The organism is Nocardia sp. NPDC051787, from assembly GCF_040681325.1.
Lineage (GTDB): Bacteria > Actinomycetota > Actinomycetes > Mycobacteriales > Mycobacteriaceae > Nocardia.
In genome coordinates, this window is sequence record NZ_JBFAYO010000018.1 from 31,477 (window position 1) to 45,391 (window position 13,915).

12 protein-coding genes and 2 tRNA genes are annotated in these 13,915 nt (G+C 67.2%); 8 read left to right on the forward strand and 6 right to left on the reverse strand.

What is annotated here, in order from left to right; translation table 11 throughout:
* Positions 1-101: 101 nt before the first annotated feature.
* On the forward strand, positions 102-1,109 hold the full coding sequence (locus tag AB0M45_RS20205; RefSeq protein WP_364331060.1) for a 3-isopropylmalate dehydrogenase: 1,008 nt from the start codon (positions 102-104) through the stop codon (positions 1,107-1,109).
* A 324-nt stretch (positions 1,110-1,433) separates the two neighbouring features.
* On the opposite strand, the gene AB0M45_RS20210 is transcribed toward AB0M45_RS20205, so the two are convergent.
* Complete coding sequence (locus AB0M45_RS20210) at positions 1,434-2,615, reverse strand: MFS transporter (protein ID WP_364331063.1); 1,182 nt, start codon at positions 2,613-2,615, stop codon at positions 1,434-1,436.
* Between the two features lie 206 nt (positions 2,616-2,821).
* On the opposite strand from AB0M45_RS20210, the gene AB0M45_RS20215 reads away from it, so the two are divergent.
* From AB0M45_RS20215 to AB0M45_RS20230, 4 genes are all read left to right on the forward strand, one after another.
* Positions 2,822-3,622 (forward strand): fumarylacetoacetate hydrolase family protein, encoded by an 801-nt coding sequence (locus AB0M45_RS20215; protein WP_364331066.1) that lies wholly within the window; start codon positions 2,822-2,824, stop codon positions 3,620-3,622.
* Between the two features lie 13 nt (positions 3,623-3,635).
* Positions 3,636-5,120, forward strand: coding sequence for a glutamate--tRNA ligase (gene gltX / locus AB0M45_RS20220; protein WP_364331069.1), 1,485 nt, complete (start codon positions 3,636-3,638; stop codon positions 5,118-5,120).
* Positions 5,121-5,241: 121 nt separating this feature from the next.
* Positions 5,242-5,313 (forward strand) — tRNA-Gln (locus AB0M45_RS20225).
* A gap of 146 nt (positions 5,314-5,459) precedes the next feature.
* A tRNA-Glu gene (locus tag AB0M45_RS20230) sits at positions 5,460-5,532 on the forward strand.
* Positions 5,533-6,019: 487 nt separating this feature from the next.
* Here AB0M45_RS20230 and AB0M45_RS20235 read toward each other — a convergent pair.
* From AB0M45_RS20235 to AB0M45_RS20245, 3 genes are all read right to left on the reverse strand, one after another.
* On the reverse strand, positions 6,020-6,199 hold the full coding sequence (locus AB0M45_RS20235) for a DUF5302 domain-containing protein (protein WP_364331424.1): 180 nt from the start codon (positions 6,197-6,199) through the stop codon (positions 6,020-6,022).
* Between the two features lie 149 nt (positions 6,200-6,348).
* Entirely contained in the window at positions 6,349-6,849 is a 501-nt protein-coding gene (locus AB0M45_RS20240; RefSeq protein WP_364331072.1) for a PPOX class F420-dependent oxidoreductase, read from the reverse strand.
* Positions 6,850-6,882: 33 nt separating this feature from the next.
* Entirely contained in the window at positions 6,883-7,584 is a 702-nt protein-coding gene (locus AB0M45_RS20245; protein WP_364331075.1) for an IclR family transcriptional regulator, read from the reverse strand.
* A gap of 155 nt (positions 7,585-7,739) precedes the next feature.
* On the opposite strand from AB0M45_RS20245, the gene leuC reads away from it, so the two are divergent.
* The 3 genes from leuC (at position 7,740) to AB0M45_RS20260 (ending at position 10,613) form a co-directional block, all read left to right on the forward strand.
* Positions 7,740-9,161, forward strand: a complete 1,422-nt coding sequence (gene leuC / locus AB0M45_RS20250) for a 3-isopropylmalate dehydratase large subunit (protein WP_364331077.1) — start codon at positions 7,740-7,742, stop codon at positions 9,159-9,161.
* A gap of 39 nt (positions 9,162-9,200) precedes the next feature.
* A complete protein-coding gene (gene leuD / locus AB0M45_RS20255; RefSeq protein ID WP_364331080.1) occupies positions 9,201-9,809 on the forward strand; it encodes a 3-isopropylmalate dehydratase small subunit in 609 nt (202 codons plus the stop codon).
* A 156-nt stretch (positions 9,810-9,965) separates the two neighbouring features.
* Complete coding sequence (locus tag AB0M45_RS20260) at positions 9,966-10,613, forward strand: HU family DNA-binding protein (RefSeq protein ID WP_364331083.1); 648 nt, start codon at positions 9,966-9,968, stop codon at positions 10,611-10,613.
* A 168-nt stretch (positions 10,614-10,781) separates the two neighbouring features.
* Here AB0M45_RS20260 and AB0M45_RS20265 read toward each other — a convergent pair whose 3' ends face one another.
* Both AB0M45_RS20265 and AB0M45_RS20270 read right to left on the reverse strand, forming a co-directional pair.
* Positions 10,782-11,744, reverse strand: a complete 963-nt coding sequence (locus AB0M45_RS20265) for a bifunctional NUDIX hydrolase/histidine phosphatase family protein (RefSeq protein ID WP_364331086.1) — start codon at positions 11,742-11,744, stop codon at positions 10,782-10,784.
* Positions 11,741-13,912, reverse strand: a complete 2,172-nt coding sequence (locus AB0M45_RS20270) for an RNA degradosome polyphosphate kinase (RefSeq protein ID WP_364331089.1) — start codon at positions 13,910-13,912, stop codon at positions 11,741-11,743. The genes AB0M45_RS20265 and AB0M45_RS20270 overlap by 4 nt, the downstream gene beginning before the upstream one ends.
* Positions 13,913-13,915: the final 3 nt, after the last annotated feature.

Sequence of the window (13,915 nt, forward strand, 5' to 3'; positions counted from 1 at the left end):
CTGCGGTCACCCGGCCGGAATGTCGTGTTCACCCGACGGTCGAACCACGTGCCGCATCTCGTGGCGGCCGCGACCGGCAAACATCGAACGGAGCATTTGTCATGAAGCTTGCTGTCATCCCGGGTGACGGGATCGGGCCCGAGGTCATCGCCGAGGCGCTCAAGGTGCTCGACGTGGTCGTGCCCGGTGTCGAGAAGACCGAATACGATCTCGGCGCGCGGCGCTACCACGCGACCGGCGAGATCCTGCCGGCCTCTGTGCTGCCCGAGCTGAAGCAGCACGACGCGATCCTGCTCGGCGCGATCGGTGATCCGTCGGTGCCCAGCGGCGTGCTCGAGCGCGGGCTGCTGCTGCGCACCCGGTTCGCGCTGGATCACCACGTGAACCTGCGGCCGTCCAAACTGTTCCCCGGCGTGACCAGCCCGCTGGCGGGCAACCCCGACATCGACTTCGTGGTGGTCCGCGAAGGCACCGAGGGCCCCTACACCGGCACCGGCGGCGCGATCCGCGTCGACACCCCGCACGAGGTGGCGACCGAGGTGAGCACCAACACCCGGTTCGGCATCGAGCGCGTGGTGCGTTACGCCTTCGCCAAGGCGCAGGCCCGGCGCAAGCACCTGACGCTGGTGCACAAGACCAACGTGCTCACCTTCGCCGGCTCGCTCTGGCAGCGCACCGTGGACGAGGTCGCGGCCGAATTCCCCGATGTCACAACGGCTTACCAGCACATCGACGCCGCGACCATCCACCTGGTCAACGATCCGGGCCGGTTCGACGTGATCGTCACCGACAACCTCTTCGGCGACATCATCACCGACCTGGCCGCCGCCGTGAGCGGCGGTATCGGCTTGGCCGCAAGCGGCAATATCGACGCCTCCGGGACGAACCCGAGCATGTTCGAGCCGGTGCACGGCAGCGCCCCCGACATCGCCGGTCAGTCCAAGGCCGACCCGACCGCCGCGATCCTCTCGGTCTCCCTGCTGCTGAACCACCTCGGCGACACCGAGGCGGCCGCCCGCATCGAGTCCGCGGTCGCGAGGGATCTCGCGTCTCGCTCCGGCGGCGCGTCGACGGTGGAGGTCGGCGACCGCATCGCCGCCAGCGTCTGACATCGCACAGACGAAGTCCCGCCCCGATCCGGGGGCGGGACCTGTGCGTGTCGGTCTCTGGTGAGTGTCCGAAAAATCTTCGCCCGTATGCCGTCGGCATACGTCACCGTTACCCGACGCGCTGTCGCCTATCGCAGTCCGGGTGGGCACCACTGCCCTCGACACCGGCCCGGTTATGGGTGCTGGCCTACATCGAAGCGGGCTCTGTGTCCCGTGCCGACTACAAAACCTCGGCGTTGCGCACGAGGCTCCGAGCTGCCCACCTCCGCGGCGAAGGTGGGCAGTGGTGTGCGCGTTCGTGGGTGGAAAATATTGCGGGAGAGGTTATTCGGGGTCGGCGGGTACCAGTGGGACGGCGGCTACCGCCGCGGCGGCCGCGAGCACGAAGGCGGCGGGGAAGCCGCTCGCGGTGATGAGTGCGCCGGATACGGGAGGGATGGCGGCCATGGCCAGGTTCTGTCCGGTGTTCTGGATGCCGAGGCCGCGGCCGCTCCAGTAGGGGCCCGCGATTTCGGCTACCGCCGTGAAGGCCAGTCCGTTGTCGGAGACGGTGATCACGGACGCGGCGATCAGCAGCGGGATGGCGGCCCACCACCAGTGGGTCCACGCTGTTATGGCCAAGGCCGCCATCGAGAGCACGGCGGCGATCGCGACGGTGCGCAGCGGGCCCATCCGGCTGCCGACCCGATCCGACCACGCGCCCGCACCGATGCGGCCCAGCGCGCCGAGAATCTGTGTGAAGGTCACCAGCGCGCCCGCGGCGGCCAGCGACCAGCCGACGTCGCGGTGCAGCCACAGCAGCGCGAACGTCCAGACGGTGCCCTGGGGCACGACGAGCAGCACCGAGACCAAGTGGATGCGCCAGAGGGTGGTGTCATCGCGATAAGGATTGGCGCGCAACGCCGGATCGCCGGCGGAACGCGCGGGGCGCGGCGGATCGACGATGCCCGTCAGGCAGCCGAGGGCCGCCAGGCCCGCCATGAGCGCGGGAACCAGAATGGCCGCGGGCACGCCGTAGGCGGCGGCCACCGCGGGGATCGCCAACGCGCCGACGCCGACCCCGAGTGGCTGCGCGGTCTGCCGGATACCCATCGCCAGCCCGCGCCGATGCGGTGGGAACCAGCCGACGATCACCCGCCCGCTGGCGCCGTTGGTACTGGCCGCCCCGATGCCGCCGAGGAACAGCAGCGCGCCCAAGGCTATGTGGTCGGTGGTCGCCGCCGCGGCGCATCCCGCCGCCAGCATCAGCAGCGGGCCGCCGACCAGCACCTTGCGCTCGCCGACCCGGTCGACCACGTAACCCCACGCGATGAGCGTGCAGACCAGTCCGACGGTCGGCATGGCCACCAGCAGGCCTGCCGTGGCCAGCGGCATGCCGCGGTCGGTCAGCGCGGGGAGCAGGAACGGCACACCATGGATGAACACCGCGCTGGAGGCTTGGGCGAAGACGCCGAGACCCAGCATGGACCAGCGCCGAACCTCGTCGATCTGGGTCTCGGTCGCCATCGCCCTCACCTCGATATCTCAATATTTGGGATTTGATTCCCACTTTGTGAACCTCGGTGCTCACCGTACACCCGCGCGGCGGCGCGCATCGACGGCTGCGGTTGTCGGACTGCTCACAGCGCGGTCGCCGGAGCGGGTGCGGAAATTCCGTACCACTCGGTCGGGCGCGTTCGGGCAGGTGGCAGTGGGTCGATAGACTGCCGGGCATGCGTCTAGGTCGAGTTGCCAGTCCCGATGGGGTCGCCTTCGTCAGCATCGAAGGCGACGTAAGCGACAGTGCGGGCCGGAGCGGCGCGGGGTCGGCGATCGCCAAGGAGATCGCGGAACACCCGTTCGGCACACCGACGTTCACCGGCCGGAGCTGGCCGCTGGCCGACGTGCGCTTGCTCGCCCCGATCCTGGCCAGCAAGGTGGTCTGCGTCGGCAAGAACTATGCCGCCCACGCCGCCGAAATGGGCGGCCCCGCACCGGAAGACCCGGTCATCTTCCTCAAGCCGAACACCGCGATCGTCGGGCCGAACGCCCCGATCATCCTGCCGCCCAGCGCTTCTCAGGTCGATTACGAGGGAGAGCTGGCCATCGTCATCGGCCGCCCGTGCAAGGACGTGCCCGCCGCCCGCGCGCTGGACGTCGTCCTCGGCTATACCGTCGCCAACGACGTGACCGCCCGTGACCAGCAGCGCCACGACGGCCAGTGGACCAGGGCGAAGGGCTATGACACCTTCTGCCCGCTCGGTCCGTGGATCGAAACCGCTGTCGACCCTTCGGATCTGGAGATCGTCACCGAGCTCGACGGCGAAGTGCGCCAACGTAGTCGCACTTCGCTTCTGCTGCACGACATTCCGAAGCTCATCGAGTGGGTCACCACCGTGATGACGCTGCTGCCCGGTGACGTGATCCTCACCGGAACCCCCGAGGGCGTCGGCCCGATGAAGGAGGGGCAGCAGGTGTCGGTGACCGTCGATGCGATCGGAACGCTCACCAATCCCGTTGCCGCCAAACGCTGATCGAAAGAGAGCCATGACTGAAGTACGGGTCCGATTCTGCCCGTCGCCGACCGGAACACCGCACGTCGGCCTGATCCGGACGGCGCTGTTCAACTGGGCCTACGCCCGCCATCACGGTGGCACATTCGTCTTTCGTATCGAAGACACCGATGTCGCACGCGATTCCGAGGAGTCCTACCGGGCGATTATCGACGCGCTGCGCTGGCTCGGCCTCACTTGGGACGAGGGCCCGGAGGTCGGCGGGCCATATGAACCGTATCGCCAGTCGCAGCGAAAAGATCTGCATCTGGACGTGGTCCGGCGTTTGCTGGAGGCCGGGGAGGCATATGAATCATTCTCCACGCCAGAGGAAGTCGAGGCTCGCCACCGGGCTGCTGGACGCGACCCGAAGCTCGGTTACGACAACTACGACCGCGACCTGACGCCCGGGCAAATCGAGGCGTACCGAGCCGAGGGGCGACCCGCCGTGATCCGGCTGCGAATGCCCGACGAGGACCTTTCCTGGCACGATCTGGTGCGCGGCGAGACCACGTTCAAGGCGGGCTCCGTCCCGGACTTCGCGCTCACCCGCGGCACCGGCGACCCGCTGTACACCCTGGTCAACCCGCTCGACGACGCGCTGATGCGGATCACCCACGTGCTGCGCGGTGAGGACCTGCTCTCCTCCACCCCGCGGCAGGTCGCGCTGTATGCTGCACTGCGCCGGATCGGAGTTACCGATTTCACGCCGGAGTTCGGTCATCTGCCCTTCGTCATGGGGCAGGGCAACAAGAAGTTGTCCAAGCGTGATCCGGAGTCGAATCTGTTCGCCCACCGCGACCGCGGATTCATTCCCGAGGGTTTGCTGAATTATCTGGCGCTACTCGGCTGGGGCCTCTCCGAAGACCGCGACGTGTTCACGATGACGGAGATGGTGGAAGCCTTCGATATTTCGAAAGTAAATTCGAATCCGGCCCGTTTCGACCAGAAGAAGGCGGACGCGCTCAACGCCGAGCACATCCGATTGCTGGAGCCGGGCGATTTCACACATCGGCTTCGGGAGTATCTCACCGAGCACGGCCATATCGGCGCGGAAATCGACGAGAAGGTGTTCGGCGCGGCAGCCGCCCTCGTGCAGACCAGGATCGTCGTGTTGGCGGACGCCTGGGAACTGTTGCGTTTCTTGTTCGCACCCGCGGATGAGTTCGCGATCGACCCCGCCGCGGGCGCGAAGAATCTCGGGCCCGACGCCACCGAGGTATTGCAAGCCGCTATTGCTGCGGTAACGCCGCTGACGGAGTGGACGACCGCGGCGATCGAAGAGGCGCTGAAAAAGGCGCTCATCGAAGATCTGGGGCTGAAACCGCGCAAGGCCTTCGCGCCGGTACGGGTCGCGGTGACCGGATCGCATATCAGCCCGCCACTGTACGAGTCGCTGGAACTGCTCGGCCGGGACGTCACCATGGACCGGCTGCACTCGGCGCTGAAGTGGACCGCACCGGGCGAAGCGGGGTCGTAACGCCGAAAATGTGGCTTTGACCAGGCGATTTGTAGTAGACCGGTAGCCGTTTGGTACTCTTCTTCTCGGCCCGGAACACGGTCTCGAGTCATCCAGACGCGAGACGGAACGACCTGGTCATTGGGGTATGGTGTAATTGGCAACACAGCTGATTCTGGTTCAGCCATTCTAGGTTCGAGTCCTGGTACCCCAGCGGAGAGTGTTGTTCGACTTCGGTTCGCGGCCGAAATCATGACAGCAACCGGCGATTTGGTCGCCGAGCTTCGGCCGGTTAAACTAGCCGAGCCTCCTGATCGAAAGATCACCACGGCGCTCCTCACGACAGTGAGAAGCAGTCCTGGCCCCGTCGTCTAGCGGCCTAGGACGCCGCCCTCTCAAGGCGGTAGCGCGGGTTCGAATCCCGTCGGGGCTACACGAGTGGAAGGCCCATGCCCACAAGGGTGTGGGCCTTTCTCGTTTCGCTATGTCTTGTGGGGGTGCAACCCCCACACCCCGCCCGGAGGGCTTCGCCCCCGGACCCCCACCCCAGGGGGCTTCGCCCCGGGGCCCCGACTGGGGCCTTTGCCCCCACGCCCCTGTTGGAGGGCTCGCCTCAGTTCCCCTGTTGGAGGGCTTCGCGTCCGGTTCGCGTGTTGGAGGGCTTCGCCCGGGTCGTTGCGTGAGTTTGTTCCGGATCTCTGGCTGAGACTTAGCTCTCAGGTTCCCGGCCTGGGCTCTGTTCCCGGGGCTCGGTCGTACCGCCGGCCCGATCATCCGGCTGTCCGGGAGTGTCGGCTGCGGCGTGTCGGGGGGCGGTTTTGGCTGTTCCGCAGTGCTTGTTCGCTTCGGTTTCGGTCGGCGGGTGCGAAACGAAAGGCCCGCCAGCGATCTTGCTGGAGGGCCTTCGTCGTGGTCGCGGACTATCCGCTCTTGCGCCGGAATTCCCGCTTGTGGGCGGCCGCGGTGTGCGCCGCGGACGCCTTGGACCGTCCGTCGAGGTGGTCGGCCGCGCGGGCGTGCTGCTGGTTCTTGCGCTCCAGTGCCTCCCGGAATTTGCGCTTCACCTCGTCGGAGCCATTGGGCTTATCCGAATCCGCCATCGCATGCTCCTCGTCGTCGCGGCCGCGCAGCGCGCCCTCGCGGGCGGCGATGCCCGGCCGATTCATGTCGAACACCTCGAAACTATCCCGTGCGAGGTGGTTGTGTCAGTTGGAATTCGGGCGCGTCGTGCTGCCCGAGCGTGTTTTGTTCAGTCCAGCGCGTGCGCGGTGGTCCCGCCGAGCGGCATGGGTGGAAGGCCGAGCTTGCGGTGATCCCAGCTGCGCGTGCGCTCGGGCACGACGCGGACGGCGACCCGTTTGTGCAGCATGGACTCCACCATTGGGCGCACGTCCTCGCTGTAGGGGCCGGTGTAGCGCTCCCAGACGCTCACGCCGACGGCGAAGAGTTTCTCGGCGTCCTCGACGATCTCGGCCCGGCCTTCGATCGACACGCCCCGCAGCTGGTCGTAGGTGTCACCGGCCTCGACCAGGCAGGTGACCCGCGGATCGCGCCGCAGGTTCACCGCCTTCTGCGACTTGGCCTTGGTCTCGAACCAGATCTCGCCGTCGATGAGGGCGTACCACATCGCGGTCAGGTGCGGCGTGCCCGCCGGGCCGATGGTCGCCAGCGTGGCGATCCGGCTGCGCTGCAGGAACTCGGTGATCTCGGTGTCGGACATCACGATCTGTGCCCGTTGGTTGACTCCCATGGGCCAACTCTAGAGAGTCCGAACTGAAACGCGTTACAGGCGCTTGTGCAATGCCTCGGCGGCCGCGACCAGATCCGCCGCCCAGCGCGCGCCCGGCCTGCGGCCCATCCGATCGATCGGGCCCGACACCGACACCGCCGCGACCACGGTGCCCCCCGCGTCGCGCACCGGCGCGGAAACGCTTGCCACACCGGCCGCGCGCTCGGCGGCGCTCTGCGCCCAGCCGCGCTTGCGCACCTCGCCCAGTGCACGCTCGCCGAATACCGCGTCGGCCAGGATGGTGCGCTGGAGTTCCGGGTCGGCCCACGCCAGCAGGACTTTGGCCGCCGAGCCCGCGGTCAGTGGAAGCCGCGCTCCCACCGGCACGGTGTCACGCAGGCCGACGGGTGGTTCCAGCGCCGCGACGCACACACGCGCGTTGCCGTCGCGGCAGTACAGCTGGACGCTTTCGCCGGTGATCTCACGCAGGCGGGGCAGAATGGCCGACGCCGCCTCCAGGAGCGGGTCATTGGCGCTGGTCGCGAGCTCGGCCAGGGCGGGTCCGGGGCGCCAGGTCCCGTTGCTGTCGCGGGCGAGCAGGCGATGCACCTCCAAGCCGACGGCGAGACGATGCGCGGTGGCGCGGGGCAGGCCGGTGCGCGCGCACAGCTCGTTGAGACCGGAGGGATGCTCGGCTACGGCGTACAGGACCGCCACTGCTTTGTCGAGGACGCCGATGCCGCTATGCTGTCTCATAGAACGATACTAGCGTCTCGGATGCTGAGAAATCCACCAACGCGGATTCCGGTCATCAGCGTTCCGACCAGGCGTAGCTATCCCAACTTGTGCAACCGTCGCTGCATCGAAGTCCGGATCGCGGAACGGCTGCTTCGTCCGAAAGGTGATCGACTATGGCCGAACCGCGCACGCTGGCCGAGAAGGTATGGGACCAGCATGTCGTCGCTCGCGGGGAGGGTGAGGGTGCCTCGCGCGAGCCGGACCTGATCTACATCGACCTGCACCTCGTCCACGAGGTGACCAGTCCGCAGGCCTTCGATGGGCTGCGCGCCGCGGGTAGGCCGGTGCGGCGGCCGGATCTCACGATCGCGACCGAGGATCACAACGTACCGACGATCGATATCGACAAGCCGATCGCCGACCCGATTTCGCGCACCCAGGTGGAAACGCTGCGGCACAACTGCGCGGAATTCGGTGTGCGGCTGCATCCCATGGGCGACCTGGACCAGGGCATCGTGCACGTGGTCGGCCCGCAGCTGGGCCTGACCCAGCCGGGGATGACGGTGGTCTGCGGCGACAGCCACACCTCGACGCACGGCGCGTTCGGCGCACTGGCGATGGGTATCGGCACCTCCGAAGTCGAACATGTGCTTGCCACCCAGACCCTCTCGCTGCGCCCGTTCAAGACGATGGCGATCACCGTGGACGGCACCATGCCCCCCGGCGTGACGAGCAAGGATCTGATCCTGGCCGTCATCGCGAAGATCGGCACGGGCGGCGGGCAGGGCTATGTCCTGGAGTACCGGGGCGAGGCCATCCGGGCCATGTCCATGGAGGCCCGAATGACGATCTGCAACATGTCCATCGAGGCGGGCGCTCGGGCCGGCATGATCGCCCCGGACGAGACGACCTACGAATTCCTCAAAGGGCGCCCGCACGCCCCGCAGGGCGCCGACTGGGACGCAGCGGTGGCCGCCTGGGACGCGCTGAAGACCGACGCGGACGCGGCTTTCGACGCCGAGGTGCACATCGACGCCTCCGCGCTGACCCCGTTCGTCACCTGGGGCACCAATCCGGGCCAGGGCGCCCCCCTGGGCGAGGCGGTGCCCGACCCGGCCGCGATCGCCGACGAGGTGGCCCGCGAGTCCGCGGAGAAAGCGCTGCGTTACATGGACTTGGAGCCGGGTACTCCACTTCGGGAAGTACCGATCGACACCGTATTCGTCGGTTCGTGCACCAACGGACGCATTGAGGATTTGCGTGCGGTGGCCGGGATTTTGAAGGGACGTCATGTCGCCGACGGCGTGCGAATGCTGGTTGTACCGGGGTCGATGCGGGTTCGCGCACAGGCGGAAAAAGAAGGACTCGGTGAGATTTTCACCGCGGCGGGCGCCGAATGGCGGCAGGCGGGCTGCTCAATGTGCCTGGGAATGAATCCGGACCAGCTCGCGCCCGGCCAGCGTTGTGCCTCCACCTCTAACCGGAACTTCGAAGGAAGGCAGGGCAAAGGCGGCCGTACGCACCTGGTTTCTCCCCTCGTAGCGGCCGCGACGGCGGTCCGCGGAACCCTGTCGTCGCCTGCGGATCTGGACTGACCGGCCCCGATTCCCTCAATCAAACCCAGGAGATTCGTTATGGAAGCCTTCACCGTGCACAAGGGTATCGGGGTGCCGCTGCGCCGCTCCAATGTCGATACCGATCAGATCATCCCCGCCGTCTACCTGAAGCGGGTGACTCGTACGGGATTCGAGGACGGGTTGTTCGCCGCATGGCGCACCGATCCCGACTTCATTCTCAACGTCGAGCCATACAACAGGGGTAGTGTGCTGGTGGCGGGTCCGGATTTCGGTACCGGATCCTCGCGTGAGCACGCCGTTTGGGCGCTGTCGGACTACGGCTTTCGGGTGGTCATCTCGTCCCGGTTCGCCGACATCTTCCGCGGCAATGCGGGTAAGGGCGGGCTGGTGGCTGCGCAGATGTCACAGAACGATGTCGAAATGCTCTGGAAGTTGCTCGAGGAACAGCCCGGCTTGGAATTGGTTGTGGACCTCCGGGCGCGCACTGTGGCGGCTGGAACCGTCGTGTTGCCGTTCGATATTGATGACTACACCAGGTGGCGTCTGCTGGAGGGATTGGACGACATCGGGCTGACGCTGCGGCAGGAAGACGTCATCGACCGGTTCGAAAAGGCAAGGCCAACATGGAAACCCGCCACCCTCCCGGCACATATTTCGCAGACGTAATCACCCCTGGCGGTTAGCTGGGTGGCCTGAGTTGCGGTAGCTGGACGTGTGCTAAACCACATGAATTTTGGCGTGGCACATAGACTCTTGCCCAAAGTGGGTTTACCGTGGTACCTAGTCGGTCCGACGACGGGCCATTAGTCTGCGGAGGATTCAATGAACAAGGCGGAACTGATCGACGTTCTGACCGAAAAGTTGGGTACGGACAGGCGCACGGCCACCGCGGCAGTCGAGCATGTGGTCGACACCATCGTGCGCGCGGTGCACAAGGGTCAGAGCGTCACAATCACCGGATTCGGTGTGTTCGAACAGCGCAAGCGTGCGGCTCGAGTCGCCAGGAACCCGCGCACCGGCGAAACCGTGAAGGTGAAGCCCACATCGGTGCCCGCGTTTCGCCCTGGCGCTCAGTTCAAGGCGGTGATCGCGGGTAAGCAGAAGCTGGCCGCGACCGGCCCTGCCGTCAAACGCGGTGTGGGTGCGCCGGTAGCCGCGAAGAAGGCGGCGGCGAAGAAGACGGCGGCGAAGAAGACCGCCGCGAAGAAGGCGACCCCCACCAAGGCGCCTGCCAAGACCACGGCGCGCAAGGCCGCCGCCAAGGCCCCGGCGAAGACCACCGCCCGCAAGACCGCGGCCAAGAAGGCGCCCGCGAAGAAGACCGCGGTCGCGAAGAAGGCTCCGGCCAAGAAGACGGCCACCAAGGCCTCGGCGGCCAAGAAGACCACCGCCGCCAAGAAGACCGTCGCCAAGAAGGCACCTGCGAAGAAGACCGCGGCCAAGAAGGCCCCGGCTCGTCGCGCCCGCTGATCTCGAGCCACCGCCGGATCGGCGCCGGATGCGCGGCCCCGAAGACTGGGCCCATTCGCCTCAACGTCGAGACGGCCCCGGGAAACACCCGGGGCCGTTTTCGGATGTTCGTCACCAGTAACCGTCGGCGGTAGGCGGCGCTCGCCGACCGGCGGGCGGTCGAAGTCGTCAGTCCTTCACGACGTAGGCCGACAGCGATCGATCCAGATGGTCGGCGGCCACCAAGCGCCGCCCGGCGAACGACAGCACCCACACACTGCCCTTGCGGTTGCGCGCCGACTGCAGCGCGACGCCGTCTCGTTCGGCCAGCCACCCCAGCAGGTCCGGGATCACCTTTCCCTGGCTGCAGACCACGCGAACGGCGTTGTCGGACACCAAGTTCAGAAAACGCTCGCGGGCCTTGTCCGGGTCGGCGGTGTAGCCTTGCTCGGAAAGCAGTGGCTCGACGGCGATTTCGGCGTCGAGCCGCTCGGCCAGCGGCGCCATCGTCTGCATGCATCGCAGTGGATCGGCCGAGTAGATCTCGGATGCCTTGAACGCCAGGAGATTCGGCACCAGCGCCTGTGCCTGTTCCTTGCCGTCGCGATCGAGCGGCCGCTGCTCGTCGGGCCCGGTGAAGCGGTCCCGGCGGCCCGCTCTCCCGTGCCGCACCAGCAGCAGGGTGCTGGTGCGCGCGGGCAGGCGGGTGAAGGCGCGCACCACTTGGCGGTCCATGGGATACGACAGCTGATCCATCACGCGGTCGAGCGGGTACCAGCTGAGCACGTCCACCTCGGAATTGGCGGCGAACTCGCCGCCGACCAGTTCGGCGGCCCAGTAGTCGACCCGTTTCAGTTTGCGATGGCCGGGAATCGGGTAGGTCACGTGGCCGAGGTAGCGGCCGAGCTTGCCGTCCAGCCCGGTTTCCTCCCGGACCTCACGGACGGCGGCCAGCACCGGGGTCTCGCCGGGGTCCAGCTTGCCTTTCGGCAGGGACCAGTCTCCGTACTTGGGGCGGTGGACGACCGCGATCTCCACCGTTCCCTGTGTGGTTACCCGCCACAGCACCGCTCCCGCGGCGTGGATATTGGCGGTGACGCGGGGATCCCAGAACGGGCCCCCCTCCTGTTCGAATCCGGTTTCCGCGCTCACTGCTGTTCGGGTCTCCGCAGCCGCATCAAGAACTCCTGGTGGTCTCTGATCTTGTCCCCGTTTCCGGATACCCCGGGCGAGGCACGCCAGGTGCCATCGGGTTGCAGTATCCAGCAGCGCGTCGTCTGTGACAGCGCCGAGTCGAACACGTCGCCGAGTTGCTCGGTCAGCCGCGGATCCTTCACCTGCGCCATCACCTCGACCCTGCGGTCGAGGTTGCGGTGCATCATGTCGGCGCTGCCGATCCAGTACTCGTCCTGCGCCTGGAAGTGCAGGACGCGCGAGTGCTCCAGGAACCGTCCCAGGATCGAGCGGACCTCGATGTTCTCGCTCATGTCCGGCACGCCGGGGCGCAGGCCGCAGATACTGCGCACCACGATCTGCACCGGCACGCCCGCCTGCGAGGCACGGTAGAGCGCGTCGATGATCTCCTCGTCGACGATCGCGTTGGCCTTCAGGCGGATTCGGGCGTCATATCCCTCGGACGCCAGCTCGGTTTCGCGCTGGATGCGCTCGATGATGCCGGAGCGAACGCTGTGCGGGGCGACGAGCAGGTTGCGGTAGCGCTCTTTTCGCGAGTAACCGGTCAGCGAATTGAACAGGTCGGTCAGGTCGGCGCCGATTTCCGGTGCGGCGGTGAGTAATCCGACGTCCTCGTAGAGTCGGGCGGTCTTCGGGTTGTAGTTGCCGGTCCCGATGTGGCAGTAGCGGCGGATCGTCGCGCCCTCCCTGCGCACCACCAGGCAGGTCTTGCAGTGCGTCTTGAGGCCGATCAGGCCGTACACCACATGCACGCCCGCCTGCTCCAGCGCGCGCGCCCACTTGATGTTGGCCTGCTCGTCGAAGCGCGCCTTGATCTCCACCAGGGCGACGACTTGCTTGCCCGCCTCGGCGGCGTCGATCAGCGCGTTGACGATCGGGGAGTCGCCGGAGGTGCGGTAGAGCGTCTGCTTGATCGCGAGCACCTGCGGGTCGGCCGCGGCCTGCTCGATGAATCGCTGCACGCTGGTGGAGAACGAGTCGTACGGGTGGTGCACCAGCACGTCGCCCTCGCGCAGCGCCGCGAACACGTTGCGCGGCGTCTCGCGCTCGCCGAACGCGGGGGGCGTCGCGGGGACGTACGGGGTGTCCTTCAGATTCGGCCGGTCCACGCCGTACACCTGCCAGAGGCAGGACAGATCGAGCAGGCCGGGCACCTGGACGACGTCGGCGGGGTCGACATCCAGCTCACGCAGGAGCAGATCGAGCATGTGCTCGGTCATGTCGTCGGAGACCTCCAGCCGCACCGGCGAACCGAACCGGCGCCGGGCCAGTTCGCGTTCCAGCGCTTGGAGCAGGTCCTCGTCGCGGTCCTCGTCGACCTCGAAATCGGCGTTGCGGGTGATCCGGAACGAATGGTGCTCGACCACGTCCATGCCGGGGAACAACAGGTCCAGATGCGCGGCGATGAGCGCCTCCATCGGCAGGAAGGCCGCGATGGGGGAGCCCGATTCGGTGCGGCGCACGCGGACGAACCGGTCGACGTTGTCGGGCACCTTGACGCGCGCGAAATGCTCGCCGCCGGTGGTGGAATCCTTCACCGTCACGGCGAGATTGAGACTCAGCCCGCTGATATAGGGGAAAGGGTGCGCCGGGTCCACCGCGAGCGGCGTGAGGACCGGGAAGACCTGATCCTGGAAGTAGCCGGAGAGGCGCTGGCGTTCGTCGTCGTCCAGGTCGGTCCAGTCGATGATGGCGATGCCCTCGGCGGTCAGCGCGGGCAGCACGCTGTCGAGGAAGACGCGGGCATGCCGCACCGCGATCTCCTGGGTGCGCGCGGCGATCAGCTCCAGTTGCTCGCCGGGGGAGCGGCCGTCGGCCGAGCGCACGAGCAGACCGGTCTCGGCGCGCCGTTTCAGGCCCGCCACCCGCACCATGTAGAACTCATCCAGGTTGGAGGCGAAGATCGCGAGGAACTTCGCGCGTTCCAGCAACGGAAGCGAGGCGTCCTCGGCGAGGGCGAGCACCCGGGCGTTGAAGTCGAGCCAGCTCAATTCGCGGTTCAGGTAGCGATCACGTGGCAACCGGGGCGCCGCCGAGTCGGCGGACAGGGGTGTCGCCGCCGGGGGTGGGGTGGGAAGCAACGGCTGTTGCTTGACGGTTTCCGTATCGCTCACGTCAACGATCATCCC

Coding starts and splice junctions, on each gene's coding strand:
- AB0M45_RS20205 (WP_364331060.1), top strand. CDS start 102: ATGAAGCTTGCTGTCATCCCGGGTGACGGGATCGGGCCCGAGGTCATC.
- leuC (WP_364331077.1), top strand. CDS start 7,740: ATGGCCGAACCGCGCACGCTGGCCGAGAAGGTATGGGACCAGCATGTC.
- AB0M45_RS20210 (WP_364331063.1), bottom strand. CDS start 2,615: ATGGCGACCGAGACCCAGATCGACGAGGTTCGGCGCTGGTCCATGCTG.
- AB0M45_RS20235 (WP_364331424.1), bottom strand. CDS start 6,199: ATGGCGGATTCGGATAAGCCCAATGGCTCCGACGAGGTGAAGCGCAAA.
- gltX (WP_364331069.1), top strand. CDS start 3,636: ATGACTGAAGTACGGGTCCGATTCTGCCCGTCGCCGACCGGAACACCG.
- AB0M45_RS20260 (WP_364331083.1), top strand. CDS start 9,966: ATGAACAAGGCGGAACTGATCGACGTTCTGACCGAAAAGTTGGGTACG.
- AB0M45_RS20270 (WP_364331089.1), bottom strand. CDS start 13,912: ATGATCGTTGACGTGAGCGATACGGAAACCGTCAAGCAACAGCCGTTG.
- AB0M45_RS20245 (WP_364331075.1), bottom strand. CDS start 7,584: ATGAGACAGCATAGCGGCATCGGCGTCCTCGACAAAGCAGTGGCGGTC.
- AB0M45_RS20240 (WP_364331072.1), bottom strand. CDS start 6,849: ATGGGAGTCAACCAACGGGCACAGATCGTGATGTCCGACACCGAGATC.
- AB0M45_RS20215 (WP_364331066.1), top strand. CDS start 2,822: ATGCGTCTAGGTCGAGTTGCCAGTCCCGATGGGGTCGCCTTCGTCAGC.
- leuD (WP_364331080.1), top strand. CDS start 9,201: ATGGAAGCCTTCACCGTGCACAAGGGTATCGGGGTGCCGCTGCGCCGC.